Genomic DNA, 26105 nt, shown 5'->3' on the forward strand with positions numbered 1-26105 from the left:
CCAGACGTTCCACCCAGGTCGCACAGCGAGGTGCCGCGCTCCCATGAACCCACCCCCCGCGTCCCCCAGGATCTTCGCGGCGTTCCGTGCCGTGGCACTCGCCGCCGCACTCTGCCTGACCGTCGCCGGCTGCTCGGCGTTCGGCGGATCGGACGCCGATTCGGACGGGGGCGCGTCGGGATCCCCGGGCGGGATGAAGATCGCGCTGATCACCCACAGCGCCGAGGGGGACGCCTTCTGGGACCTGGTCCGCAAGGGCGCCGAGGTCGCGGCCGCCAAGGACGGCGTCGAGCTGACCTTCGTCAGCGACCCCGACCCCGCGGGGCAGGCGAAACTGGTGCGGGACGCGATCGCCGACAAGGTCGACGGCATCGCGGTGACCCTCGCCAAGCCGCAGGCGATGCGCGGCGCGGTCGCCGACGCCCGCGCCGCGGGCATACCCGTGGTGGGCCTCAACTCCGGTATCGACGCCTGGCAGTCGCAGGGCCTGCTGGCCTTCTACGGCCAGGACGAGAGCGTCGCCGGCCGCGCCCTCGGCAACGAACTCGACGCCCGCGCCGCCAAGCACGCCCTGTGCGTCATCCACGAGCGCGGCAACGTCGCCGTGGAGGCCCGCTGCGCCGGTGTGCGCAAGACCTTCGCCGGGCAGACCGAGAACCTCTACGTCGACGGCACCGACATGGACTCGGTGACCGACGCCGTCGCCGCGAGGCTCCGTCAGGACCCCACCATCGACGAGGTCGTCACCCTCGGTGCCCAGTTCGCGCTCGCCGCCGTGGACTCGGTGGACGACGCCGGCAGCAAGGCACAGGTCGCCACCTTCGACCTCAACAAGGCGGTGGTCGAGGCCGTGCGCGAGGGCGACGTCCAGTTCGCCGTGGACCAGCAGCCCTACCTCCAGGGCTATCTCGCGGTCGACGGGCTCTGGCTCTACCGGACCAACGGCAACATCAGCGGCGGCGGTGTCGAGCCGGTCCTCACCGGCCCGGCGTTCGTCACCAAGAAGAACATCGCCGGAGTCGCCGAGTTCGCCGCGAACGGGACCCGTTGACACCGTCAGGCGGAACCTTCCGTTCGGACATGACCGCGGCCCGGAAACCAAGCATCCGGAACGGTCGTGTAACGGCGACACCAAACTTCCGGCCACCCCTGCGACGTGCGTTCACTTGTGCGGATAACATCCTGCGCATCCCCTGTGCGCCGTACTGACAGGTGTCCACCCACCTCCCCGGACCCCTGTCGCCCCCGCTCCCGATCCCTTCCGCTCCCCGCCAACCGCCCAAGGACGACGATGCCCTCACGGACCGGCGCCCGGCGCCGTCTCGGCTCCATACGTCTCTCGCTGATCCTCCTGGCTCTGATCCCCAGCGTCACGCTGGCCGTGAGCTGGGGTGTGACGACGGCCCAGATGTTCTCCGAGGGTCTGCGGCTGCGGACGCAAACCGGACTGAGCAAGTCCACCGGCGCCATGGGAACCGAGGCGACCCTCGCCCTGCAGCGTGAACGCGCCCTGTCGGCGGCCTACATGGCCGCCCCCGGCAGCTCCATGGACCTCCTGGACCAGCAGCGCCGGGCGACCGACCGGGCGGTCGCGAAGCTCGCCTCGCGCGCCGGCGCCATCGAGGACGCCCCCGAGCGCGTCGGCCAGCGCCTGTACTCGGTGATGGCCGGCACCGGCAGCCTGGAGTACTACCGGGACCAGGTGGACAACCCCACCGACATCACGCCCGAGCAGATCCTCGACCAGTACACCGACATCATCGACGGCCAGATCCACGCCTTCCAGGCGCTCTCCCAGGTCGACGACGGCGACCTCACCTCACAGGCCGGACCGCTCGTCACCCTCGAACAGGCCGCGGAACTGGTCTCCCAGGGCGACGCGATCCTCACCCTCAACTGGCCCTCGGGCGAACTCGACGAGGCCAGTCGCCAGCACTTCGCCCAGGTGGTCAGCGCCCGCCGCTGGCTCGTCGACGACCAGCTCGTCCACACGGTGGAGGGCGAGGTCAAGACCAAGATCGAGAAGGTCATCCGGGGCAAGGACTGGCAGACACTGCAGAAGGTGGAGGACCAGGTCCTCTCGGCCCACACCACGGGCACCGGGGACGCCCGCAGAACCAGGCTGCCACAGGCACAGGCCGAGTGGGACGGCGCGATGAGGGGGCTCTCCGTCCAGTACGAGAAGCTGATCCGCGAACAGACCGGGACGCTGCTCGACCGCAGCGGCGAGGAGGCCCGCGGGCTGCTCATCAAGGCCGGCTCGCTGAGCGCCGGCGGTCTCGCCGCGCTGCTGGTGTGCGTCGTGATGTCCTGGCGCATCACCCGCTCCCTGTCCCGGCGGCTCACCGGCCTGCGCACCGCCACCCTCGGCCTCGCCGAGCACCGGCTGCCCGACGTCGTCGCCCGCCTCGACCGGGGCGAGAAGGTCGACGTGGACGAGGCCGCGGCCCCCCTCGACTACGGCACCGACGAACTCGGCCAGGTCGCCAAGGCGTTCAACGCCGCCCAGCGCACCGCCGTGCACACCGCCGTGGAACTCGCCGACACCCGGCGCGGCTTCCAGCGCGTCATCCTCGGCATCGCCCGGCAGAGCCAGAACCTGGTCAACCTCCAGCTCACCAAGCTCGACAAGCTGGAGCGCCAGCACCAGGACCCGGAGATCCTCAAGGGCCTGTACGAACTGGACTCCACCGCCAGCCAGTTGCGCCGCTACGAGGAGAACCTGGTCATCATCAGCGGCGAGCGGCCCGGCCGCAGCTGGACCGAACCGGTCGCCCTGATCGACATCCTGCGCAGCGCCGTCGGCGAGGTCGCCCAGTACCAGCGGGTGGAGGTGCACACCGACGACGAGGTGTGGATCGCCCCGCCCGCCGTGGCCGACGTCATCCACCTCCTCGCCGAACTCATCGACAACGCCACCTCCTACTCGCCCGCGCCCAGCCCGGTGAGCGTCCGCGCCGCGATCGTCGCCAAGGGCCTCGCGCTGGAGGTGGAGGACCGGGGACTCGGCATGTCGGAGGAGGACTACACCGCGTTCAACGCCCAGCTGGCGGTGCCCCCGCAGTTCGACGTGGTCGCGCTCGCCGACGACCTCCGGCTCGGCATGTTCGTCATAGCCCGGCTCGCCAACCGGCACGGCATCACCGTCACCCTGCGGGCCTCGCCGTACGGCGGCACCACCGCGATCGTGCTGATCCCCGACGAGATCGTGGTGCGCGAGGCCCCCGTCCCGGACGAGGACGGCACCGAGCCGGTCGAACCGCCCTCCCGCACCTCGCCGGTGGCCGCCCGGGTCGCCGCCACGGCGGAGCCGCGGTCCGAGGCCGCAGGGCAGGACGCGGACCGTGCGACGCCGGACGGCGGGCCGGAGGAGGAGGCGCCGGAGGAACGCCCCGCCGCGCACGCGCGGGCCGCCGAGCCCGTCGAGGACGTGAACGGGACACGGCCGGCCCCCGCCGGGCAGCCGCGGACCGGGGCGCCCCGAGCGGGGGAGCCCCGAGGCGAGAAGTCCCGGGCCGGGAAGAAGGGCGGCCCCATGCCGTTGCCCCGCCGGATCCCGCAGACCAGTCTGGCGGCGGAGCTGAAGGAGGAGGCCGGGCCCTGCCCGGACGGCGACGCCGACGACTTCACCGCCGAGCGGGCCGCCTCCTCGCTCGCCGGGTTCCAGCGCGGCACGCTCCAGGCACGCGACGACGACACGGAATCCGATCACGCGACCGGGGAGGAAACCGCATCCGAAGACCCAGGAGACCGAGTCCCCGCCTCCGGCACCTGACGTCCCCACGACTTGCTCCCTCGCAGACCGCTCATTGAAGGACACACAGATGACACGCCCCATCCCCGCCACCCACAGCCAGCTCGACCAGCTGCTCACCGGACTGGTGGACCGGGTCGCCGAGGTCGACCATGCCGTCGTGCTCTCCGAGGACGGACTCGTCGTCAGCAAGTCCACCGCGTTCCTGCGCGACGACGCCGAGCGGCTGGCGGCGACCGCGTCCGGCCTGATGAGCCTCAGCAAGGGCGTCAGCATGGACTTCCGCGGTGGGCCCGTCCGTCAGCTGCTCATCGAGATGGGCAACGCCTTCCTGATCCTCACCAACGCCGGACCCGGCGCCAACCTCGCCGTGCTGACCCGGCAGGGCGCGGACGTCGGCGTGGTCGCGTACCAGATGAACATGCTGGTGAAGAAGATCGGCGAGCACCTCAGCGCGGCCCCACGCGCCGGTGTCGTCGCGGCCGACAGCGGCGAGTGAGGTGAACGGAGGCGACGCGGCGGGCCGGCTGGTTCGCCCGTTCACCCTGACGGGCGGCCGCACCAGGCCCGCCCGTGGCGACTTCACCCTCATCACCATGGTGACGGCCGTGGACCCGCAGCCGGCCGGGGGCACCCGGCCGCAGCCGGAGCACACCCGGATCGTCAGGCTGTGCGCGAAGCCGATCGTGGTGGCGGAGCTGGCCAGCAAGCTCGACCTCCCGGTGAGCGTGGTCGCGATCATGCTCTGCGACCTGCTGGAGGCGGGCCGGATCAGCGTCCGTCAGCCCCGTCTGATCGCCCGCGCCCCCGACCTGGACCTGCTGAAGAAAGTGAGGGACGGCCTTGGCCGGCTCTGACCACACCGCACAGGGCATTTCGGCACCCGACACGGTGAAGATCCTCATCGCCGGCGGATTCGGCGTCGGGAAGACCACCATGGTCGGGTCGGTCAGCGAGATCGTCCCGCTGCGCACGGAGGAACCCCTCACCACCGCCGGGCTCGGGGTCGACGACCTCGACGGCATCCCCGAGAAGAACGCCACCACGGTGGCCCTCGACTTCGGCCGGATCAGCATCGGCCAGGACCTCGTGCTCTATCTGTTCGGTACGCCCGGACAGCAGCGGTTCTGGTTCATGTGGAACGACCTCGCGATCGGCGCCCTCGGCGCAGTCGTCCTGGTCGACGTGCGGCGCCCCGAGTCCAGCTTCGCCGCCATCGACTTCTTCGAACGCCGCAAGATCCCGTTCGTCATCGGCGTCAACGGCTTCTACGGCGAACACCCCTACGAGCCCGAGGTCATCCGGGAGTCCCTGGCCCTCCCCGAGCACACCCCGGTCCTCCTCTTCGACGCCCGCGAACGCACCTCGTGCCGAGACGTCCTGATAGCCCTCCTGGATCAGCTGATCGCGGCGTCGGCCCACTGACGGCTACGGACGGACCTCCTCGCGCACCAGGCCGGCCACATGGTCGGTGATGGTGTCGAGGATGCTCGTCCAGGCCGCGTCGTCGCCCAGGACCAGGAAGTTCAGGGTGAGGCCGTCGGTCATGGCGGCGAGGTAGCGGGCCAGGACCGGTACGGGGACCGTCAGTTCGAAGCCCATGGACAGCCGCAGCTGTTCGATGAGGTCGGCGTAGGTGGCCTGGTACATCTCGTACTGCCGCCGGGCCAGGTGCTCGAAGCCGGGCTCGCGCAGGGCGTACTGGGTCAGCTCGTAGGTCAGCATGTGTTCGCCCGGGTGGGCGGAGACATGGTCCCAGTAGGCCTGGAAACCGGCCCGGACGGTCTCCCTGAGGGTGCCGCGGGGCCGGATCGCCTCCCTCACCAGGGTGACGTAGTGCCCGGTGATCGTGGTGATGACGGACTCGATCAGTTCCTGCTTCGACTCGAAGCAGTAGTGGAAGACGCTCAGTGACACGCCCGCCTCGGCCGCGATGGACCGGGTCGTCGTCCTGGGGACGCCGTCCCGGGTCATCGCGCGGATCGCGGCCTCGGTGAGCTGTCTGCGCCGCTCGGCCGACGGCAGGCGTGCCATATGAGCCCCTCTTTCCCCCGTGAAGTGCGGTCAGCCGCTGTAGACGCCGACCTCGTAGAGGGAGTAACCCCAGTCCGTGCCGCGGTCGGTCCCCAGCATGCGAACATAGCGGGCCGACACCGCGGAGAACGAGGCCGTGTCCAGACCGCCGTCACCGGAGGTCGTGGACCACACGGTCTTCCAGGTCGAGCCGTCCGTGGAGACGTCGATCTGGTACGCCTTGCCGTAGGCGCGTTCCCAGTCGAGCGTGACCTTCTTGATCACCCGCGACGAACCGAGGTCCAGCCTCAGCCACTGGCTGTCGCTCCAGTCGCTCGCCCAGCGGGTGCCGCCGTCGCCGTCCACCGCCCGCCCGGGCTGGTAGCTGGTGACCGGGTTCGACTCGGACGAACTGGCCGTCGCCGGCACGCCCTTGGCGAGGTTCACGCCCGCCTGGTGGGCCTCGGAGGCGCCCCAGGTGCCGAGGTAGGACTCGGCGCCCTTGAAGAGGTCGTCCACCACGCCCTGACCGCCGACGAGCCTGATGTCCTCGATCCAGTCCGGGATCATGCCGACATGCGCGGCACCGTCGGTGTTGTAGTTCCAGGTGCGCTGACCCGTGGTCTGCTTGTCGATCGTCGAGCCGCCGTCGACGCTCTTGAAGGGGTACTTCACCGGGTTGGAGGTGTTCGCGCCGCGCGGGGCGGGGTGGTCACCGATGCCGTTGAAGTCCGTGCCGTAGCCGTAGCCCACGTCGTACTTCGTCCGCAGCGCGTCCGTACGCTTCGCCTCCGCGCTGAACTCCTCGGACCCGTGCATGTACTGGGCGACGAAACCGCCGAGCGAGTAGACCCGCTCCGTCCAGTTGAGGTCCATCCAGCTGTGCGAGGACAGCACGCCCGGGTAGGACGCGGCCTCGAACATGTCCAGCGCCTGGCCGGTGGCCTTGACGCTCATGTGGTCGATCTCGAGCATCATCTTGCGCTTCATCATGCCCTGCACGGCGTACTCACCGAGATCGGTCAGTCCCCGCACATTGCACTGCGCGCTGTCGTCGTACTCCGGCACCTCGGTGCCCTCCGGCAGGTCCTCCTCGGCCTCCGTCGCCGCCCCACCGATCGGGTTGTCCTTCTGCGGGCCCTTGCACTTCTCCGTCTGCCAGAAGGTGCCCGTCGACAGGAACTGTCCGACGTTGATCGCCGTACCGAGACCGTGCTCGTCGAAGCGGACGCCGCACAGCGCGTTGTCGAACTTGTGGCACAGGAACATGCTGCGCACACCCAGGCCGTACAGCTCGTCGAGGCCCTTGTCGATGTCCGCCTTGCTGCACTGCGGGACGTCGAGGATCTGCTTGCAGCCGAACGGCTCGGAGGTCTCCACCCCCAGGACGACGGCGAGCTTGCCCTGCTTGACGACCTCACGGGCCTGCGCGCTGTCGGTGACGATCCGGAACCAGCCCTTGCCGGTACCGCCGTACTGCGCGTCGATGTACGCCTGGAGGTCGTACGTCAGCTTCGCCTGGAGCCGGATCGAGGTCATCTCGTCGCAGCTGCGGTCCTTGAACGGGTAGATCGAGCAGATCATCCCGTTGGTGACCAGATCGTTGACCAGCACCCGCTGACCGCCGCGCCAGGCGCGCTCGATCCAGGCGTAGTAGTTCGCCTGGTGCGTCATCGAGTCGTACGCCGGCCAGTCCTTGAACGTCGGGTAGCCGACCGGGTCGTGCTTGCCGTCGCCGCCGTGGGTGATGTAATCGAAGATCGCGAGGGAACCGTCCGGGTAGTGCTCGGGACAGTCCTTCAGCGCGTCCGCGATGCCCGCGGTCGAGAACACCTTGCCGCAGATGAGCCGGCCGCCGAACGCCTCGTTGGAGAACAGGTGGTTGTGCGCGTCGACGAACCCGCGCACGTCACCCGCCGAGTCGGTCCCCTTGAACGGCTCGCCCGTCACGTTGATCTGGGAGTCGGGCGACGGCCGTGAGGTGGGCAGCCACCAGTCGCCGGTGGCCGCCGAACTCGGCGACGGGCTGAGCAGCATGCCCATCGCGGTCAGGAACAGCGCCAGCACCATGAGGGGTCTGCGTCTGCGGTGGGCGCGTGGAGTCCTGGTCATACTCACGTCCTCGGTCGGGGGTGCGCGGTCGATCGGCCAGACCGTTGCGGGACGCGTTGAACATCCACGACGCCATAGTCCGATTGTCATGGCTGGCACAAGCGATGTGACGAGAATCGCCACTGTGGTGATCCGAGTCAATAGTCCGGGACGGCTGACCTGATGGCGCCCGTGACTTCACGACGAGATGACGCTCCGCCAAATTCTCGTGAACAGGGGCGGGTTGCCCGAGGCCGTCGCGGCGTCGGCCTCCAGCGCCGCCTCCGCTGTCACCGGCCGGTGCCCGCACTCACGTCAGCGTGCGCACCGACTGGCGGATCACCAACTGCGTGCTCAGCACCACGTGGTCGTCGCCGCCGAGGCGCTCCTCGCGCTCCAGCGCCAACCGGACGGCCGTGCGCCCCAGATCCTCGTACGGCACCCGCACCGTGGTCAGCGCGGGGGTGAGGTCGGCGGCGAACGGGACGTCGTCGAAGCCGATCAGGGAGACGTCACCCGGGACGTCGAGCCCGGCCTCGCGCAGCGCGGCGAGCGCGCCCGTGGCCACCATGTCGGTGCCCGCGAAGACCGCCGTGAAGTCGAGACGGGCGGCCAGTGCCTCCCGCGTGCGCTGGTAGCCCGAGACCCGGGTGTACGGGCCCGGCAGCTCCAACTCCTCGGCGTGCTCGACCCCATGGGCGCGCAGCGCGTGCAGGAAGCCGTCCCGGCGCTGGTCGGCGGTGCTGAGCCCGGGGTCGCCGCCCAGGAAGAGGACCCGCCGGTGCCCGGCGGTCAGCAGATGGTCGGTGGCCTGGAAGGCGCCGCCCCGGTTGTCGTACTGCACCACCGTGACCGGGAGAGAGCCGGGCAGCGGGGGGCGGCCCACCAGCACCAGCCGGGAGCCCGCCGCGTCCAGCGCCGTCGCGTACTCGGCCATCCGCCGCCGGTACGCCTCGTCCTGCCGGGCGCCGCCGACGAGGAGGACCGCCGCCGCGTGCTGCTCACGCATCAGCTGCACCAGGTCGTCCTCACGGGCGGAGTCGTCGTGCGTGGCGCACACCAGGCTCAGCCGGCCCCGGTCGGCGGCCGCCTGCTCCACCCCCGCCGCGACATGGGCGAGGGAGGGGCCGGTGATGTCCTTGATGACCAGGGCGACGGGGCCGGCGACGCGGCCGGAGAGCGCCTTGGCGTGCACGTTCACCACGTAGTGCAGGGACTCGACCGCCGCCATGACCCGGGCCCTGGTCTCCGTGGAGACGGGGTAGTTTCCGGCGAGGGTGCGGGAAACGGTTGCTACGGAGACCCCGGCGCGCGCGGCGACGTCCCGAATCGTGCTGGGCCGCTCGCCGCCCGAGGTGTTGCTCCGTCGACGCCTGGCACCGCTTGCTTCGGCGCTGCTCCGGCGACCGTTTTCATTGACCGTCACGGTTCGACGTTACTGCATGGGAGGCTGTTGACGGCGGGTGGTTGCGGAACTGCGGCCCCTCGGGAGGGTAAGCGTTTACTCCCCGCTGCCGGGACCTTCGATCAATGCGACGCCTCGCCCGGTGGCGCCGGTGATGGGGGTGTCGGCGCCGGTGGCGGGTGCGGGTACGGCGGGGAGCGGGGCGGGGGAGCGGCGGCGGCCGGCCAGGCGGCAGCCGAGGCAGTCGACGTGGCCGCCCCGTGCGGAGCGGTCGCGGGCCCGGAGGCTCCACTGGTCACGGGGGCGGGGGCCCGGCGGCTTGCCCCAGCCGGCGAGATGCAGGACCCACGTGACGACGAGTGCCGCGACCGAGATGACGGCGCCCAGGACGAACCCGGGCGTCCAGCCGCATACGCCCAGGCCGAGTGCCGTCGAACCCACGGCGGCGACGGCGGTGCCCGTCCAGCCGGCCACGGTGTGGCCCTCGTCGTACAGACTCATGGTGTCCGCTCCCCTCGCGCGTGGGCGCGCCACGGCATGGCGCGGCCACGCCCACGGCGTCGTAAGATGTCTTAGCGAGTAAGGAATTTAGCCTGCCCCGGAGGCAATTTCAATGGAGGCCGAACGCCGCCCCACCGTCCCTGACGCGATCGGTGCCATGGACGGCCTGATCGCGACGATGATCGTCGGCCAGCAGGAGTTCGCCCGGAACCTCGGGCTGAGCGTCACCGACCTGGTCTGCTTCGCGTACGTCCTGGAGGCGGGGGACGCGCCGGTCACCGCGGGTGACCTGGCCACGCGCGCGCATGTCACCACGGGAGCGGTGACCGGTGTGCTCAACCGTCTGGAGCGCGGCGGCTTCGTGACGCGGCAGCCCGACCCGGCCGACCGGCGCCGGGTGCGGGTGGTGGCGGTCCCGGACGCGGCCGAGCGGGTGGTGGCCGTCTACGGCCCGTTCTACGCCCGCCTCGCCGAACTCTTCGCCCGGTACTCGCCCGACGAACTGGGTCTGCTTGTCGACTGGTTCACGCGCGCGGGGGAGTTGGCGCGGGGGTATCTGGACGAGTCCCGCTGAAGGGTGTTGTGCAGGGCTGTGCCGGTGCGGGTCGGAGCTGGACCATGGCCGTTCTGATCACGCGGCCGGGGTGAGGTCGTGCAGGGGGGGCGACGGCTGGACCGCGTGGTGGAGGCCGCCGCCGTGTGCGGAAGCTGTGCCAGGACCCGTGATCTGTGACCGTCCATAAGGGTCGGCTGTCGTGCGGTATCGCTGCCCACAGAGGCGAAGGCAGCGGTGTGCTGGGTGAACGTGGCACGGTAGCGGCATGAATCCGCCGTCCCTCTCCCGGACATCCCCTCATCGGGGCCAGGTGATCGTCTTGGCCGGGCCACCCGGTGCAGGCAAGAGCACAGTGGCGCAGTTGCTGGCCGGTCACCTGGCTCCCAGCGTCCACCTGCACAGCGACGACTTCTGGCGCTATATCAAGCAGGGCTGGATCGCGCCCTACCTGCCCGAAGCGCATGAACAGAATCAGGTAGTGCTTCAGGTACTGGTCTCGGCGGCGTTCGGTTATGCGGACGGCGGCTACCAGGTGATCTGTGACGGCGTCGTCGGGCCCTGGTTCATCGACCTCTTCCGTGCGACGGCCCGGGAGCGGGCTCTGCGGCTGAGCTATGTCATCCTTCGGCCGGACCGGCACACCACGCTGGAACGGGCAACGAGCCGGGCCGGCGACGCTTTGACCGACCCTGAGCCGATTCGCTCACTGCATGACCAGTTCAGCGATCTTGGTGCCTATGAGGCCCACGTCCTGGATTCCACCGACCTGACTGCCGAGGCAACCGCCGAGAGCATTCTGCAAGGCATCGTGAGGGGCGCGTATCTCCTCAGCCCGAGCGAGAGCACCGCGGGCGTGAACGACCCGGTGCACCGGTAGCAGAACGTCGCAGATCGCGGGTTCTGACACGGCTTCTCGACGCGGGTGACCCCAGGGGGTGCGGAACTGGCGGTGCTCGGTGTTGTCGGGTTCTCTCGGCCGGCCGGAGTCGCGCACGGCCGAGAGTGGCCCGTCGTGCGGCGACTTTGCGAGCGATGAAGGGTTACGACTGCTCTCACCCCGCGGCGATGGCCACGCCAGCGGGGTATCACACACCGCATCGCACGCAAGGGCGTCGAGTCCGCGCAGCGGCTGGGCCGCCACCGCTGGACCATCTGACGCACCATGGCCTGGCTCGCCGGCTGCCGCCGGCTCCACCGACGCTACGAACGCAAAGCCGACCACTTCCTCGCCTTCACCAGCATCGCCTGCACTCTGATCTGCTGCCGCAGCCTCGGTGGCTTCCCGCCGCGGTAATTCGATGGCGCACGTGAAGCGGTGTGATCACCCTGGTCCGGTGACAGAACCCAAGCATCGGATCCGAGCCCTGCACACGGACTCCACGATCACCGTCTACCAGGCGTACTCGCCGGAGATCGGTCCGGCGGCGGCCCGGGACGGCCGATTCCCGGCAGCGTGGCAGCGGGACCGGATGACGTGGATCAAGCCGTCGTTCCTGTGGATGATGTACCGCTGCGGGTGGGGCAGCAAGGAAGGTCAGGAGCATGTCCTCGCGGTCGAGATCACCCGGGAGGGCTTCGAGTGGGCACTGCGGCACGCATGCCTGTCCCATTACGAGCACGGACTCCACACCGACCACAGCACCTGGAGACGCCAACTGAAGCGGGCCCCTGCCCGTGTGCAATGGGACCCCGAACGCGACCTGCGTCTTCAGCCGCTTCCCCACCGATCACTGCAGCTCGGCCTCACGGGTGAAGCCGCACGTCTCTACGCCGACGAGTGGATCGTCTCCATCACCGATGTCACACCGCTGGCCCGCATGGTCCACACCCATGTACAGGATGGAGAGCTGGACGCAGCCCATCAACTCCTGCCGGATGAACGCCCCTATCCCGTCGGCGATGGAGTTCTGACACATCTGCACCGGTAGGCATGACGACCAATTGCGACCGGCGAGGCGTGCAGCCGCCCCGCTCTCCACAAGGTCGGCACTGAACCCCGTCGTGGGAACGGCACTGACACCGTTGGAAGAGCACCGTAGTCTGATCTGACGCTGACCGGTGTGATCTTCGGGGGGCTCTGGTGGCAGGCGGCCGCAGGTCCGGCGCGGATATCCGTGGCGGCCACATCGGGCTGGTCGTCACGATCATTGCCCTGGCCGTCATTGCCAGTTTCTCGGGAGCTCGTTGGACTTTGATTGTCGCGGGGTGCTTCACGGTCTGGTTCATCCTGGCGCTGACCATCATCCGCATCAGAGGCGGGCACGGCGGAGAAGTCGTTCGGCGGGCTTACGTCGCCACTTTCGGTTGGGGCGACTACATCACCCCCTGACGGACGGCAAACGACCAGCCCAGGACGCCGTCCGTATCAGTCACCGCGTGAGGCTGTGAGGTCGGTCGGCCTGGGTGACCGGGTTGCTGGTGGGGCTGCCGGGTCCGCCGGGTCGGCGTCGTGCCTGTCGTGCGGCGCCGTCATGACAGGGGTGCCGTGGAGCCTCTGATCGCCACCTTGCAGGGGAGGGTCTCCACCCCGGTGCGGGGTGTGCCGGCGATCGCGGCGAAGAGGGCGTGGGCGGCTACGCGGCCCACCTGTTCGAGGTTCATGTCGACGCTGGTCAGGGGCGGTCGTGAACCGGCGGTCATGATCTGCCAGTTGTCGAAGCCCATGACCGCGATGTCCTCGGGGACACGGTGGCCGCGTTCGCGCAGGACGTCCATGACGCCGCGGGCGATCTGGTCGCTGCCGCAGAGGACGGCGTCGATGTCGGGGTGCCGGTCGAGGAGCATCGCGGTCGCGGCCCGGCCCCAGCCCTCCGACCACGCGCCGTACCGCGGCTCGCCGATCAGGGAGAGTCCGGCGTCGGCGAGCGCGGCGCGCGCCCCCTCGGCCCGGTCCCGCGCTGCGAGGTAGCCGGGGTCGCCGGTGATGTGCGCGATCCGGCCCCTGCCGCAGGCGAGGAGGTGTTCCACGGCGATTCGGCCCGCGCCGACGCTGTCCGGGACGACGGAGAAGTCCGCCGGGTCCTCGGAGGGGGCGTAGGCGTAGACGACGGGGACGGGCACCTCGCGGCCCAGCGAGGGACGGGGGTCGGTGCGGCTGCCGACCACGATGAGGCCGTCCACGCGACGTCCCAACAGGGCGCGCAGATGGTGCTGTTCACGGATCGCGTCCCCGCGCGCGTCGCACAGGAAGACCGCGACCTCGCCCGCGCCGAAGGCGTCCTCGGCACCCATCAGGATCGGTATGCCGAATCTGCCCTCCAGGTCGCTGGTCAGCAGCCCCACGGTGCCGGTGCGCCCGGCGAGCAGACCGCGCGCCACCTGGTTGGGGCGGAACGACAGCCGCTCGGCGGCCTCGACGACCCGTTGTCTGGTCTCCGCGCGGACCTGGCTGCGGCCGTTGAGCGCCTTGGACGCCGTGGCGATCGAGACGCCCGCGAGCCGGGCGACGTCGCCCAGCGTGGCGGGCTGCGAACGAGAGGGGCCGGTGGCCTGTGCCATGGGTGATCTCCTGTCTCGCCACGCGTGTCGACCTCGCCGAGGATGACACGCCCCACCCGGAACCTTACGGGAAACGTTTCGGTCCGGATGCCCGCACGGCTTTCGCGTGCCGTCGACAACCGCTCTCTGCAAGGGGATTGACGGGTAATCGGGTGCCGCCTAGCGTCTCAGAAAGCCTTTTCGGTTTCTTTCGTCTCCGTCACCCGGTTCAGCGCCACCGCTCTGTGACACCACTTTGTGACAAGGGGGATCGAACATGGGGAGCACGCTCGGACCACGTGGCCGCGCGGGGCGTCTCGCCACCGGGGCCGTCGCACTGCTCGCCGCCGCGAGCCTGGTCACCGCCTGCGGGTCGGGCGACGGCGACTCGGGCGGAGGCGGCGGAGGCGGCGGAGCGGCGAACGCCACCGGCGTCGACGACGGCGCCACCCTCACGATGTGGACGCGCGCCGCCACCCGGCCGCAGAGCGAGGCCCTGGTGAAGGCCTACAACGCGAGCCACAAGAACAAGGTCGAGCTGACCGTCGTCCCCACCGACGACTACCAGGCCAAGGTCGGCGCCGCCGCCGGCTCCCGCGACCTGCCCGACCTCTTCGCCTCCGACGTGGTCTTCGTCCCCAACTACACCTCCAGCGGCCTCTTCGCCGACCTCACCGAACGCATCGACGCCCTGCCCTTCGCCGAGCACCTGGCACCGTCGCACATCAAGGCCGGCACGTACGAGGACAAGAAGTACGTGGTGCCGCACACCCTCGACCTGTCGGTGCTCTTCTACAACAAGGACCTCTACCGCAAGGCGAAACTCGACCCGGAGAAGCCGCCGGCCACGCTGGGCGAGTGGGACGCGCAGGCGCGCGCCGTGGACAAACTCGGAGGCGACGTCAACGGCACCTTCTTCGGCGGAAACTGCGGCGGCTGCGGCGTCTTCACCTGGTGGCCGTCCATCTGGGCGGCCGGTGAGGAGGTCCTGAGCGAGGACGGCACCGAGGCGCTCCTCGCCTCCGCCACCGCCAAGAAGGTCTACGACACCTATCGGGGCTGGGTCGACGACGACATCGTGGCGCCCGGCGCGAAGGACGAGACCGGCACGACCTGGACCGGGATCTTCCCCAAGGGCAAGGTCGGGGTCATGCCGATGCCGTCGACCACGCTCGGGCTGATGCCCAAGGACCTGGATGTCGGGGTCGCCCCCATCCCCGGCCCCGACGGCGGCAGGGCCACCTTCGTCGGCGGCGACGCCATCGGGGTCTCCGCGACCAGCGAGAAGACCGACCAGGCCTGGAACTTCCTCGCCTGGACCCTCGGCGACAAGGCGCAGGTCGACGTGGTCGCCGCCCACAAGGACGTGGTGGCCCGCAGCGACCTGGCGTCCAACAAGCACTCCGCCGCCGACCCCCGGCTCGTCACCATCAACGAACTCGTCGCGGACGGGCACACGCCGTACGCGCTGAAGTTCGGCCAGACCTTCAACGACCCCAACGGGCCCTGGCTGACGCTGATGCGCGACGCCGTCTTCGGCGACGGGGCGTCCGTGGACAAGGACAACGAGGCGGTCAGTGCTTCGCTGGCCGACTGAGGACGACCGATCCGACGGGCGCGGCTCACACGGCATGGCCGTGCCCGTGAAGGCGGTGGGCCGAGGAGGGCCGCGTCAATGAAGGCGGAGGGGCATGCCCGTGACCGTGGCGGATCGAGGAAGGGCATGTCCGTGAAGGCTGTCGACGGAGGAGGGCCGTGCCCGTGACCGTGGCGGACCGAGGAGGGGTGTGTCCGTGAAGGTGGCCGAGTCCGTGTCCGCCGTGCACCGGTCCCGGCCGGAGGAGCGGGGCCGAACGGCGCGGGCGCCGGTGCCGCGGTGGCGGTCCCGGCCGGCCAAGGGGCTCGCGTACGCGGCTCCCACGGCCGTGTTCGTCGCGGTCTTCTTCGTCCTGCCGCTCCTGCTCGTCGGGCAGATGTCGCTCAGCGACTGGCCCCTGCTCGCCGGGGACCGGGGCGTCAACGCCCCCGAGAACTACACCGACATCACCGACACCACCCTGTTCTGGCCCGCCGTCCGCTTCACCCTGCTCTACACGGTCATCGTCACGGTGATCCTGCTGGGCCTGGCCCTCCTGCTCGCACTGCTGGTGCAGGAGTCCCGCCCCGGCGCCGGTTTCTTCCGCACCGTCTACTTTCTGCCCGGCGCCTTGGGACTGGCCTCCGCCTCGCTGCTCTTCTGGGGCCTCTACAGCCCGACCACCGGCCCGCTCGGCGGCGTCCCCGAGCAGCTCGGACTCGCCGACGAGCCCGTCTCGTTCCTCGGGTCACCGACCTCCGCGCTGCTGTCGACGGTGTTCCTCGTGGTGTGGAAGTTCGCCGGCTTCTACATGCTGATCCTGCTCGTGGGCCTCCAGCGCATCCCCCACGAGGTGTACGAGGCGGCCCGGATGGACGGCGCGAGCCGCGCCCAGGTCTTCCGCTCCATCACCCTGCCGCTGCTGCGGCCGTCGCTCGCCCTGTCGCTCCTGCTCTGCGTGACCGGATCGCTGCTCGCGTTCGACCAGTTCTTCGTCCTCACCAAGGGCGGACCGGACAACAGCACTGTCACCGTCGTGCAGTTGATCTACCGCGAGGCCTTCCAGCGGATGAACCTCGGCACGGCCGCGGCCCTCTCGATCCTCGTCCTGGCCGCGCTGCTGCTGCTCAACGTCCTCCAGTTCCGCGGTCTGCGCCGCGCCGACGAGTCATGAGAGGGGAGAAGACCGTGCTCGCCCGCGCTCTCGGCCGGACACCGCACCATGTCGTGGCCGGAGGTCTGGCCGTCATCTTCCTCTTCCCGCTGGTGTGGAACACCTGGGCGTCGGTCAGCCCCCAGCCCGGCACCGCCCAGGAATCCGGGTACGGCCTCGGCAACTACCGGACACTGCTGGAGTACGACGCGGGACTGTGGCAGTACCTGCTGAACAGCGCGGTCGTCTCCGCGCTGACCGTCGCCCTCACCCTCGGCGTCTCCCTGCTCGGCGGCTACGCCTTCGCCCGCTTCGACTTCCCCGGCAAGAACCTGCTGTTCCTGCTGACCCTGGCCATCCTGATGGTCCCGTACGCCACCCTGCTCATCCCGCTCTACGTGCTGCTCGGCAGGCTGCACCTGCAGAACTCGCTGATCGGGCTGAGCCTCGTCCTCGCCATGTTCCAACTGCCGTTCGCCACCTTCATGATGCGGATCTCCTTCGAGGCGGTCCCGCGTGAACTGGAGGAGTCGGCGCTCGTCGACGGCTGCGGCACGGCGGGCGCGCTGCGCCGGGTGCTCCTCCCGGCGGTACGGCCGGGGCTGATCACCGTGGGCCTCTTCGCGTTCCTCGCCGCCTGGAACGACTTCATCGCACCCCTGATCCTCATCTCCGACAGCGAGAAGGCGCCCCTGCCGCTGGCCGTCGCCAACCTGCGGCAGCAGAGCATGGGCGCCGTCGACTACGGCGCGACCGAGGCGGGCGTGGTGGTGCTCGCCGTGCCCTGCCTGCTCCTCTTCCTGCTGCTGCAACGGCACTACGTCCGCGGCTTCATGTCCGGCGCGCTCAAGGGCTGACCCGCGCGCCACCGCGCGGAACCGCCGGCCCACCTACCCGCACGGCCCCCCCCGACGACCGAAGGGACGAACCGGAGGCATGAACAGGTGAGGGAGAACGCGGTGATGTCGTCCGTCCTGCCCGTGGCGCCGACCCGAGGCCGGCTGCGGCCGCTCGGACTCGACGAGGTCAGGATCACCGGGGGCTTCTGGGCCCGGCGACGGCACACCAACACGACCGCCACGCTCGGCCACTGCCGCGACTGGATGGACCGCGTCGGCTGGACCGGCAACTTCAGGGCCGCCGTCGAGGGCAGGATCGAACGGGACCGGCGCGGCCGGGAGTTCGCCGACTCCGAGGTCTACAAACTCCTCGAAGCGATGGCCTGGGAGGCGGCGAACGGCGGCGGCGCCCCGCTGGACGACGAGATCACCGCCCTCACCGATCTCGTCGCCCCCGCCCAGGCCCCGGACGGCTATCTCGGCACCGCCTTCGGCCGCCCCGGGCAGGCCGCCCGCTACAGCGACCTGGCGGAGGGCCACGAGCTCTACTGCCAGGGCCACCTGATCCAGGCCGGCGTCGCCCAGGCCCGCGCCCGGGGCGAGGGCGAACTCGCCAAGATCGCCCAGCGGGCCGCCGACCATGTGTGCGCCACCTTCGGGCCGGGCGGCATCGAGGGCGTCTGCGGCCATCCCCAGATCGAGTCGGGCCTGGTGGAACTGGCCCGCCTCACCGGCCGGCAGCGCTACCTCGACCAGGCCGCCCTGTTCGTCGACCGACGCGGCCACGGCACCCTCACCGAGAACGAGTTCGGCCGCGCCTACTTCCAGGACGACGTCCCCGTACGCCGGGCCACGGCCCTGCGCGGCCACGCCGTCCGCGCCCTCTACCTCGCCGCCGGGGCCGTCGACGTGGCCGTGGAGACCGGCGACGACGAGCTGCTCGCCGCCGTCGTCCACCAGTGGGAGACCGCGGTCGCCCGCCGGACCTACCTCACCGGTGGCATGGGCTCGCACCACCGCGACGAGTCCTTCGGCGACGACTTCGTCCTGCCCCCGGACCGCGCCTACTCCGAGACCTGCGCCGGCGTCGCCTCCGTGATGCTCGGCTGGCGGCTGCTGCTGGCCACCGGCGAGCCCCGCTTCGCCGACCTCGTCGAACGGACCCTGTTCAACGTGGTCGCGACCTCGCCCGCCGAGGACGGCCGGTCCTTCTTCTACGCCAACACCCTGCACCGGCGGCACCGGGGCGTCGCACCGTCGCCGGACACCGACAGCCCGCGCGCCGACTCGGGGCTGCGCGCCCCCTGGTTCGCCGTGTCGTGCTGCCCGACCAACGTGGCCCGCACCCTGGCGCAGCTGCCGGCGTATCTGGCGACGGCGGACGACGAGGGCGTGCAACTGCACCAGTACGCCGACGCGGACATCGCCACCTCCCTCACCGGCGGGCGGGGCGTCGCCCTGCGGGTCCGTACCGACTACCCGTCCGGCGGGACCGTGACCGTCCGGATCGGCCGCTCCCCGGACCGGCCCTGGACCCTCTCCCTGCGGGTGCCCCGCTGGGCGACGGGCGCCACCGCGTCACTCGTCGCCCCGGACGGGGCGCGCCGCCCGGTCGCCCCGGGCACGGCTGCCCTCACCCGGGTCTTCCGTCCCGGCGACGAGATACGCCTCGAACTCCCCGTCGCCCCGCGCTGGATCCGCGCCGACCCCCGCATCGACGCCGTACGCGGCACGGTCGCCGTGCAACGCGGACCGCTGGTGTACTGCGCCGAGTCGGTCGACCTCCCCGAAGGCAACGATGTCGACGTCGTACGGGTGGACACCTCCGTCGATCCCGAGGACGGGCCCGGCGGTACGGCGGACACCGCCGGCACGGTCGTGGTCGCGGGGGAGGTCGCCCAGGGCGCGGGGCCGAGCGCGCGGGCGTGGCCGTACGAGCCGCTCGGGCACGCCCCGCAGGAACCGCCCGCCGAGCGCACCGGGATCGTCCTGGTGCCCTACCACTCCTGGGCCAACCGGGGCCCCTCGACCATGCGGGTGTGGCTGCCGACGACCGAGGAGGGGCCGCCCCGGGGCCCGGACGGCGACACCGGATCTGGCCCCGGCCATGGCTCAGCCCCCGCCCCCGACCCCGCATCAGGGAGGTAGCCGTGCCCGGACCCCGAAGACGGCGTCGTCGCGGAACTCTGGCCGGGGCGCTGGCCGCCGCGCTGCTGCTGGGTACGCTCGGCGCCGTGCCGGCCGAGGCGGACAACTCGGCGATCGGGTACCCGGTCTACTCCGGATCGGCCGACCCCGTACCGGAGTTGCCCGCGGGCTTCACGGTGCGCCGCACGATGCGCGCCCAGTACGACGCCGACCGCAGAGCCGGGAACGGCACCGATTTCTGGATGGACCGGATGCTGGCCCGCAAGGGCGACGACCCGTCGGGGGACTGGCTGTTCACCCGGGGCCGGGCGGTGTTCATGAAGGAGCACGAACCCGGCCGGCTGGGCTTCGCCGGGCAGGTCGCGTACGGGGAGAGCATCGACAACCGGTCCGCCTACACGGTCGACCTGGTGGTGGACGGCGAGCGCCTCACCCTCCGGGAGGACGTGGACGCCCGCGTCCAGACGCCGAGTCACTGGCGCGGTGAGTTCACCCATGAGGCGACCGGGCTGAAGGTCGTCCAGACCAAGTTCATCACCGACGCCAATGTCGCCGTGACGCGGCTGGACCTCAGCCACACGGGCACCGGCGGCCGTGAGATCACCCTGCGGGCCTCGTCCCCGTACACCGGCACCCCGGAGGGCCGCGAACTCACCGGCACGGTGCCCGCGAAGAACAACCTCACCACGGTCTTCCCCCGGCTGAGCGGCGACGGTTTCACCCCCGACGGCGGCGCCCTGGCCCGTACCGTCACCGTCCCGGCGGGCCGCACGCTCACCACCAAGGTCCAACTCGGCTTCGTCACCGAGGAGATCACCGCGTCCCGGCCGGCGTACGACGCGGTGCGCACGGCGTCCCCGGGGGCCGCCTTCCGCACGCACGTCCAGGCCTACAACCGGTGGTGGGCCGAGAACCTGCCCTTCATGGACCTTCCCGACGACAACATCGAGAAGACGCTCTACTACCGCTGGTGGCTGCTGCGGTTCAACTACCTCGACGCCGACATCCCGGGCAACGACTACCAGTTCCCCACCTCGATGGAAGGCGTCCTCGGCTACAACAACGCCATCGCGCTGACCGTCGGCATGTTCGTCGACGACCTGAAGTACCTGCGGGATCCGAGCTACGCGTACGGCCCCTGGGTGTCCGCAGGCGAGGTGTCGAAGAACGGGAAGTACACCGACAACCCCGGCGACCCGGAGAACTGGTCCAACAGCTACACCCAGTACATCTCCGAGGCCGCCTGGCGCTCCTACCAGGTGCACGGCGGTCCCGACGGCATCCCGCGCAACCTCGCCCGGTACGCGGAGAAGGACGTCGAGGGCCAGCTCGCGGCCTACGACCACGACGGCAACGGGCTGATCGAGTACGACTGGGGCGCGATGACCGGCAACGACGCCGACGCGGTGTCGTTCGACTGGAAACCGGGGAACCTGGACCGCGCCGAGTCGGCGTACGTCTACAGCAACGCCACGGCGGCGGCCCGCGCGTACGACGTCCTCGGTGAGAAGGCCGGTGCCGACCGGATGCGGAGCGTCGCGCAGCGGGTGAAGGACGCCGTCCTCGAACACCTCTGGGACCCCGAGGACAAGCTGCTGAAGCACCGGCACGTGGCGAGCGACAGCCTGGTGCCCTGGAAGGAGATCAACAACTACTACCCGTACAGCGTGGGCCTGATGCCCACGCCGGACGAGGACCCCCAGTACATCGAGGCGCTGCGGCTGTGGGCGGACGCCGAGCAGTACCCGGTCTTCCCGTTCTTCACCGCCAACCAGGCGGACAAGGCGGAGGCGGCCGGGCAGGGGCACCCGGGGAGCAACAACTTCTCCGTCATCAACTCCACGGTCACCTTCCGCTTCCTCTCCTCGGTGCTGCGGAAGTACCCCAACCGGTACATCGACCGCACCTGGTACAAGAAGCTGCTCTCCTGGAACGCCTGGGCCCACTACGTCGACGGCGACAACCGGTGGCCCGACCAGAACGAGTTCTGGGCCGACGGCGGCGCCGACCCGCAGAAGATCGGCTACCGCTCCTGGATCCACCACACCATCCTCGGCACCACCAACTGGACCGTGATCGAGGACGCGATGGGCTTCCGCCCCCGCGACGACCGGAAGATCGAGCTGTCCCCGATCGACGTCGACTGGCCGCACTTCGCCGTCACCGACATCAACTACCGGGGGACGGACGTGGCGGTGATCTGGGACGAACCGGGGGACGGGAAGCGGCCGTACGGCCGGCAGGTCCCCGAGGGCTACTCCCTCTACCTCGACGGCAGGCTCGCCCTGACCGCCGACCGGCTCACCCGGCTCGTCCACGACCCGGTCACCCGCGAGGTGACGTTCCCGGACGGGGGAGGGGCCAAGGCCCGCACCACGGGGCTGCGGACGGCCGTGGCCGCCCCGCAGGACGTCGAGTTCGGCCGCGCGGACCGCGTCACCGACCTGTTCGCCAAGGCCGGCCGTGACCTGACCGGCACGGCGACGGACAATCTCGCCGCAGGGGTCACGGCCCGCGCCTCCCACGAGGCCGAGGGACGGGGCGCGGCCGGGGCCGTCGACGGGTTCACCGTCAACGAGCCCCACTGGGGCGCGCGCGGCTCGGGCAACACCGAGGACTGGTACGAGGTCGACTTCGGGCGGCCCCGCGCGGTCGACGACGTACGGCTGTACTTCTTCAGCGACAAACGGCCGGGCGGGTACGCCGAGCCCGCCCTCTACACCGTGCAGTACCAGGACCGGGAGGGCCGCTGGAGGGACGTGACCCGGCCCGCCAAGACACCCACGTATCCCCGGGCCAATCTGAACCAGGTGCGCTTCTCGAAGGTGACCGCGCAGAAGCTGCGGGTGTCGATGCGGCACCGCGACGGGCACACCAGCGGCCTGAAGGAGATCCAGGCGTTCCACACCGGTGCCCGGCCCCCGGCGGCCCGCGACCGGGCGCCCTACGTCGAGGCGTGGCGGGACACCACGTACAGCCGTCCCGGACAGGTGCGGCTCACCGGCATCGTCGAGGACGACGGGCTCCCGGAGGGGAGACTCACCTCCGTGTGGGAGGCGGTGGACGGGCCCGACGGCGGCACGGTCATCTTCGACGACCCCGGTGCGCCGACGACCGTCGCCCGCTTCACCGCCCCCGGCACCTACACCCTCCGGCTGACCGCCACCGACGGCGCGTCCGACTCCGCGGAACAGGTCGTGATCGAGGCGGAGGGGCCGTCCGGCGGTCAGGTGAACGTGGCGCCCTTCGCGACCCCCACCGCCTCCTACACCTCCGGCTGGGAGTCGGTCGCCGCGATCAACGACGGCCGGGAACCCGCCTCCTCCTCCGACGCCCCGCGCTGGGGCAGCTGGCCGCAGAAGGGCACCCAGTGGGTCCAGTACACCTGGGCCGACCCGGTCCGTGTGGACGGCTCCGACCTGTACTTCTTCCGCGACGCCCAGCCCGGCGCGGGCGACGGCGTCGGCGTGCCCGCATCCTGGGTCATCGAGTACCGGGACGGTGACACCTGGCGCGAGGTCGGCGCGCCCAGCGGCTACGGCACCGCCGAGGACGGCTACAACAGGACCACCTTCGCCCCCGTCACCACGACGGCGCTGCGCGCCCGGCTCACCGGGCATCCGAACCTGGCCCTCGGCGTGCAGGAGTGGAAGGTGTACGCGCAGACGCCGGAGGCGGTGCGCGAGGTCCATGTCCCCACACCGCGCGGCACGCTCCCCGAACTGCCCGACGAGGTGACCCTGGTGTACGAGGACGGCGCCACGGCCCGCTCGCCGGTCGCCTGGCCCGCGCTGACGCGGGAGCAGGTCGCCGAGGGCGGCACCAGCGTCCGGGTCACCGGGCTCGCCGACCTCGCGGCACGCCCGGTGACGGCGACCGTGTGGGTGCGGCAGACCGACGCGGTCGAGATCACCAGCGTCGCCGAGGAGCGCGTCACCACCCGGGCCGGCCGGGCACCCACCCTCCCGCCGACCGTCGTCGCCACCTTCAACGACGGCTCCAGGGACAGCCGTGTCGAGGTGACCTGGGACCCGGTGGAACCGGGCCGGTACGCCGAACCCGGCACCTTCGAGGTGAAGGGGACGGTGGCGGGCACGACGTACCGAGCGACGGCGACGGTCACCGTGTCGGGACCGCCGTGACGGGACCGCCGTGTCGGGACCGCCGTGACGACCCCCACGGCCGCGCACCCGCCCTGGCACGGGCGTCGTGACCGTCTCTCCGCCCCCCCCACACACACAGCCTCCACCACCCCACCGGAGAAGATCGGAGTCGAGAGCATGTCCCAACCCCCCACCCGGCGACGGCTGTTGAGCCTGGCCGCGGGAGCGGCCGCCGCCGGCCCGCTCGTGCAGGCCACCTCGTCCGCCCACGCCGCCCCGGCCCACCGAGGGCCCGCCCAGGCCCCCGCCGCCCCGCTGCCCGTCCCCGCCGGCTGGGCGGTGCACCCCTTCCCGCTGGACCGGGTCACCCTCGGGGACGGCGTGTTCCGGGCCAAGCGCGACCTGATGCTGAACTACGCCCGGTCCTATCCGGCCGACCGCATCCTGGCCGTGTTCCGCGCCAACGCCGGGCTCGACACCCGGGGAGCGCGGCCGCCCGGCGGCTGGGAGACCTCCGACGGCAATCTGCGCGGCCACTACGGCGGCCACTTCCTCACGCTCGTCGCCCAGGCCTACGCCGACACCCGCGAGTCCGCCCTCAAGACCAAACTGGACTATCTGGTCACCGCGTTGGGGGAGTGCCAGTCGGCGCTGGCGGAGCGCGGCACGCCGAGACCGAGTCACCCCGGCTTCCTGGCGGCGTACCCGGAGACGCAGTTCATCCTGCTGGAGAGCTACACGACGTACCCCACCATCTGGGCGCCGTACTACACCTGTCACAAGATCATGCGCGGGCTGCTCGACGCCCACACCCTGGCCGGGAACGCCCAGGCGCTGACCATCGCCGCGAGGATGGGCGACTGGGTGCACAGCAGGCTCGGCGGGCTGCCCAGGGCGCAGCTGGAGCGGATGTGGTCCATCTACATCGCCGGTGAGTACGGCGGCATGAACGAGGTGCTCGCCGACCTGTACGCCCTCACCGGCAAGGCCGAACACCTGGCCGCCGCCCGCTGCTTCGACAACACCGCGCTGCTCGACGCCTGCGCCCAGGACCGGGACGTCCTCGACGGGCGTCACGCCAATCAGCACATCCCGCAGTTCACCGGTTATCTGCGGCTGTTCGACGAGACGGGGGAGGAGCGGTACGCCGACGCGGCGCGCAACTTCTGGGGCATGGTCGTCGGTCACCGGACCTACAGTCTCGGCGGTACCGGGCAGGGCGAGATGTTCAAGGCCCGCGACGCCGTCGCGGCCACGCTGGACGACAAGAACGCCGAGACCTGCGCGACCTACAACATGCTGAAACTGAGCCGGCAGCTGTTCTTCCGGGAGCCGGACGCGGCCCGGATGGACTACTACGAGCGGGGGCTGACGAACCACATCCTCGCCTCCCGCCGGGACATCGCGAGCACGAGCAGCCCGGAGGTCACCTACTTCGTGGGCATGGGCCCGGGCGTCGTGCGCGAGTACGGCAACACCGGCACCTGCTGCGGCGGCACCGGCATGGAGAACCACACCAAGTACCAGGACTCGGTGTACTTCCGCTCCGCCGCCGGCGACGCGCTGTACGTCAACCTGTACCTCGCCTCGACCCTGCGGTGGCCGGAGCGCGGGCTCGTCGTCGAACAGAGCAGCTCCTATCCGGCGGAGGGCGTGCGCACCCTGGTCTTCCGTGAGGGCGGGGGCCGGCTCGATCTGCGACTGCGGGTGCCGTCCTGGGCCACGGCCGGGTTCACCGTGACGGTCAACGGGGTGCGGCAGCAGGTCGAGGCCGTGCCCGGGTCGTATCTGTCGCTGAGCCGGGAGTGGCGGCGCGGCGACCGGGTCGGGATATCCGCGCCGTACCGGCTGCGGGTGGAGCGGACCCCGGACGACCCCACGGTCCAGTCGCTGTTCTTCGGCCCGCTGCTGCTGGTCGCGCAGAGCGCGGAGGCCGGGTTCCGCGGCTTCTCCTTCTACAAGGACTTCACCCTGCGCGGCGATCTCGCCGACGCCGTCCGCCCCGAGGGGAGGCCGCTGCACTTCACCACGCACGGGCTCACCCTCGCGCCGTTCTTCGCCGGGAACGACCTTCGCTACCACGCGTACTTCCGGCGCTCCGAGCCCGTGGTCGTGTTCGGTACGGCCGGCTCCGGGGTCCCGAACCGGAGCCGTGGGGACGGGCTGACCTTCCTCGACGTGCTGTGGGCCCGGGCGCCCTTCGCGACGTCCGAGGCCTTCGTGGGGGCGGTGCGTGCGCTGGCCGACGCGTGGGTCTCCGAGGGACGGTTCACCGCCGCCGAGCGGGACGCGGTCGTCGCCGCCGCGGTCCGGGGCGGTCTTCGCCGCTGACCGCGCGCGAAGGGTTGACGTGTACGGGACTAGATGGGTTCATGGGAGCGCTCCCATGAACCCACTTCCCCGGCACCCCCACCTCTCGATGCCTGACCTTCTCGGCGCCCACCCCCACCTGGAGTCGCAGTGAGAACTGGAAGAAACCCCCTGAGCAC

At 70.9% G+C, this 26105-nt stretch carries 20 protein-coding genes and 1 pseudogene; 16 read left to right on the forward strand and 5 right to left on the reverse strand.

Annotated elements, in window-relative coordinates:
• Positions 1-43 precede the first annotated feature (43 nt).
• The 5 genes from HW837_RS33050 to HW837_RS33070 all read left to right on the forward strand — a co-directional run bounded on the left by HW837_RS33050 (position 44) and on the right by HW837_RS33070 (position 5179).
• A complete protein-coding gene (locus tag HW837_RS33050; RefSeq protein ID WP_045562951.1) occupies positions 44-1051 on the forward strand; it encodes a substrate-binding domain-containing protein in 1008 nt (335 codons plus the stop codon).
• Positions 1052-1291: 240 nt separating this feature from the next.
• On the forward strand, positions 1292-3775 hold the full coding sequence (locus HW837_RS33055; RefSeq protein WP_045562950.1) for a sensor histidine kinase: 2484 nt from the start codon (positions 1292-1294) through the stop codon (positions 3773-3775).
• A gap of 49 nt (positions 3776-3824) precedes the next feature.
• Positions 3825-4253: a roadblock/LC7 domain-containing protein gene (locus HW837_RS33060; protein WP_020114533.1), complete on the forward strand. Its 429-nt coding sequence runs from the start codon at positions 3825-3827 to the stop codon at positions 4251-4253.
• A gap of 1 nt (position 4254) precedes the next feature.
• The gene (locus tag HW837_RS33065; protein WP_045562949.1) at positions 4255-4611 is read left to right on the forward strand and encodes a DUF742 domain-containing protein; all 357 of its coding nucleotides are present in this window, start codon (positions 4255-4257) and stop codon (positions 4609-4611) included.
• Entirely contained in the window at positions 4598-5179 is a 582-nt protein-coding gene (locus tag HW837_RS33070; protein WP_045562948.1) for a GTP-binding protein, read from the forward strand. The genes HW837_RS33065 and HW837_RS33070 overlap by 14 nt, the downstream gene beginning before the upstream one ends.
• Positions 5180-5182: 3 nt before the next feature.
• On the opposite strand, the gene HW837_RS33075 is transcribed toward HW837_RS33070, so the two are convergent.
• From HW837_RS33075 to HW837_RS33090, 4 genes are all read right to left on the reverse strand, one after another.
• A complete protein-coding gene (locus HW837_RS33075; protein WP_045562947.1) occupies positions 5183-5788 on the reverse strand; it encodes a TetR/AcrR family transcriptional regulator in 606 nt (201 codons plus the stop codon).
• A 30-nt stretch (positions 5789-5818) separates the two neighbouring features.
• Positions 5819-7879 (reverse strand): galactose-binding domain-containing protein, encoded by a 2061-nt coding sequence (locus HW837_RS33080; protein WP_177261840.1) that lies wholly within the window; start codon positions 7877-7879, stop codon positions 5819-5821.
• A 289-nt stretch (positions 7880-8168) separates the two neighbouring features.
• Positions 8169-9284, reverse strand: coding sequence for a LacI family DNA-binding transcriptional regulator (locus tag HW837_RS33085; RefSeq protein WP_078853948.1), 1116 nt, complete (start codon positions 9282-9284; stop codon positions 8169-8171).
• A gap of 75 nt (positions 9285-9359) precedes the next feature.
• Positions 9360-9764 carry an HGxxPAAW family protein gene (locus tag HW837_RS33090; protein ID WP_237270479.1) on the reverse strand — a complete coding sequence of 135 codons (405 nt, stop codon included), beginning with the start codon at positions 9762-9764 and terminating at the stop codon, positions 9360-9362.
• A gap of 112 nt (positions 9765-9876) precedes the next feature.
• On the opposite strand from HW837_RS33090, the gene HW837_RS33095 reads away from it, so the two are divergent.
• The 5 genes and pseudogenes from HW837_RS33095 to HW837_RS33115 all read left to right on the forward strand — a co-directional run bounded on the left by HW837_RS33095 (position 9877) and on the right by HW837_RS33115 (position 12649).
• Positions 9877-10338, forward strand: a complete 462-nt coding sequence (locus tag HW837_RS33095) for a MarR family winged helix-turn-helix transcriptional regulator (RefSeq protein ID WP_093789723.1) — start codon at positions 9877-9879, stop codon at positions 10336-10338.
• 247 nt (positions 10339-10585) lie between these two features.
• Positions 10586-11197, forward strand: coding sequence for an AAA family ATPase (locus HW837_RS33100; RefSeq protein WP_093789724.1), 612 nt, complete (start codon positions 10586-10588; stop codon positions 11195-11197).
• A 104-nt stretch (positions 11198-11301) separates the two neighbouring features.
• Positions 11302-11614 (forward strand): annotated as a pseudogene (locus HW837_RS50465) (transposase); the annotation flags it as partial.
• Between the two features lie 4 nt (positions 11615-11618).
• Positions 11619-12248 (forward strand): DUF4291 domain-containing protein, encoded by a 630-nt coding sequence (locus tag HW837_RS33110; RefSeq protein WP_193380883.1) that lies wholly within the window; start codon positions 11619-11621, stop codon positions 12246-12248.
• Between the two features lie 152 nt (positions 12249-12400).
• Positions 12401-12649 (forward strand): hypothetical protein, encoded by a 249-nt coding sequence (locus HW837_RS33115; protein WP_193380884.1) that lies wholly within the window; start codon positions 12401-12403, stop codon positions 12647-12649.
• Between the two features lie 140 nt (positions 12650-12789).
• Here the strand turns inward: HW837_RS33115 and HW837_RS33120 are convergent, their stop codons facing one another.
• On the reverse strand, positions 12790-13818 hold the full coding sequence (locus HW837_RS33120) for a LacI family DNA-binding transcriptional regulator (protein WP_093789730.1): 1029 nt from the start codon (positions 13816-13818) through the stop codon (positions 12790-12792).
• 256 nt (positions 13819-14074) lie between these two features.
• Between HW837_RS33120 and HW837_RS33125 the strand changes: the two genes are divergently transcribed.
• The 6 genes from HW837_RS33125 to HW837_RS33150 all read left to right on the forward strand — a co-directional run bounded on the left by HW837_RS33125 (position 14075) and on the right by HW837_RS33150 (position 25947).
• Positions 14075-15394, forward strand: a complete 1320-nt coding sequence (locus HW837_RS33125; protein ID WP_193380885.1) for an ABC transporter substrate-binding protein — start codon at positions 14075-14077, stop codon at positions 15392-15394.
• Positions 15395-15608: 214 nt separating this feature from the next.
• Positions 15609-16547 (forward strand): carbohydrate ABC transporter permease, encoded by a 939-nt coding sequence (locus tag HW837_RS33130; RefSeq protein WP_371271426.1) that lies wholly within the window; start codon positions 15609-15611, stop codon positions 16545-16547.
• 14 nt (positions 16548-16561) lie between these two features.
• Positions 16562-17383: a carbohydrate ABC transporter permease gene (locus tag HW837_RS33135; RefSeq protein WP_193380925.1), complete on the forward strand. Its 822-nt coding sequence runs from the start codon at positions 16562-16564 to the stop codon at positions 17381-17383.
• Positions 17384-17488: 105 nt separating this feature from the next.
• A complete protein-coding gene (locus tag HW837_RS33140; RefSeq protein WP_193380926.1) occupies positions 17489-19513 on the forward strand; it encodes a glycoside hydrolase family 127 protein in 2025 nt (674 codons plus the stop codon).
• Positions 19514-19515: 2 nt separating this feature from the next.
• The gene (locus tag HW837_RS50100) at positions 19516-23655 is read left to right on the forward strand and encodes an Ig-like domain-containing protein (protein WP_193380886.1); all 4140 of its coding nucleotides are present in this window, start codon (positions 19516-19518) and stop codon (positions 23653-23655) included.
• 138 nt (positions 23656-23793) lie between these two features.
• The gene (locus HW837_RS33150) at positions 23794-25947 is read left to right on the forward strand and encodes a glycoside hydrolase family 127 protein (protein ID WP_193380887.1); all 2154 of its coding nucleotides are present in this window, start codon (positions 23794-23796) and stop codon (positions 25945-25947) included.
• Positions 25948-26105: the final 158 nt, after the last annotated feature.

This window comes from Streptomyces caniscabiei (assembly GCF_014930365.1).
GTDB lineage: Bacteria > Actinomycetota > Actinomycetes > Streptomycetales > Streptomycetaceae > Streptomyces > Streptomyces caniscabiei.

What these genes read in the sequence shown, in the direction of transcription:
- HW837_RS33050 (WP_045562951.1), top strand. Translation starts at nt 44, where the DNA reads ATGAACCCACCCCCCGCGTCCCCCAGGATCTTCGCGGCGTTCCGTGCC.
- HW837_RS33060 (WP_020114533.1), top strand. Translation starts at nt 3,825, where the DNA reads ATGACACGCCCCATCCCCGCCACCCACAGCCAGCTCGACCAGCTGCTC.
- HW837_RS33095 (WP_093789723.1), top strand. Translation starts at nt 9,877, where the DNA reads ATGGAGGCCGAACGCCGCCCCACCGTCCCTGACGCGATCGGTGCCATG.
- HW837_RS33140 (WP_193380926.1), top strand. Translation starts at nt 17,489, where the DNA reads ATGTCGTCCGTCCTGCCCGTGGCGCCGACCCGAGGCCGGCTGCGGCCG.
- HW837_RS33055 (WP_045562950.1), top strand. Translation starts at nt 1,292, where the DNA reads ATGCCCTCACGGACCGGCGCCCGGCGCCGTCTCGGCTCCATACGTCTC.
- HW837_RS33110 (WP_193380883.1), top strand. Translation starts at nt 11,619, where the DNA reads ATGGCGCACGTGAAGCGGTGTGATCACCCTGGTCCGGTGACAGAACCC.
- HW837_RS33120 (WP_093789730.1), bottom strand. Translation starts at nt 13,818, where the DNA reads ATGGCACAGGCCACCGGCCCCTCTCGTTCGCAGCCCGCCACGCTGGGC.
- HW837_RS33075 (WP_045562947.1), bottom strand. Translation starts at nt 5,788, where the DNA reads ATGGCACGCCTGCCGTCGGCCGAGCGGCGCAGACAGCTCACCGAGGCC.
- HW837_RS33100 (WP_093789724.1), top strand. Translation starts at nt 10,586, where the DNA reads ATGAATCCGCCGTCCCTCTCCCGGACATCCCCTCATCGGGGCCAGGTG.
- HW837_RS33150 (WP_193380887.1), top strand. Translation starts at nt 23,794, where the DNA reads ATGTCCCAACCCCCCACCCGGCGACGGCTGTTGAGCCTGGCCGCGGGA.
- HW837_RS33090 (WP_237270479.1), bottom strand. Translation starts at nt 9,764, where the DNA reads ATGAGTCTGTACGACGAGGGCCACACCGTGGCCGGCTGGACGGGCACC.
- HW837_RS33125 (WP_193380885.1), top strand. Translation starts at nt 14,075, where the DNA reads ATGGGGAGCACGCTCGGACCACGTGGCCGCGCGGGGCGTCTCGCCACC.
- HW837_RS33080 (WP_177261840.1), bottom strand. Translation starts at nt 7,879, where the DNA reads ATGACCAGGACTCCACGCGCCCACCGCAGACGCAGACCCCTCATGGTG.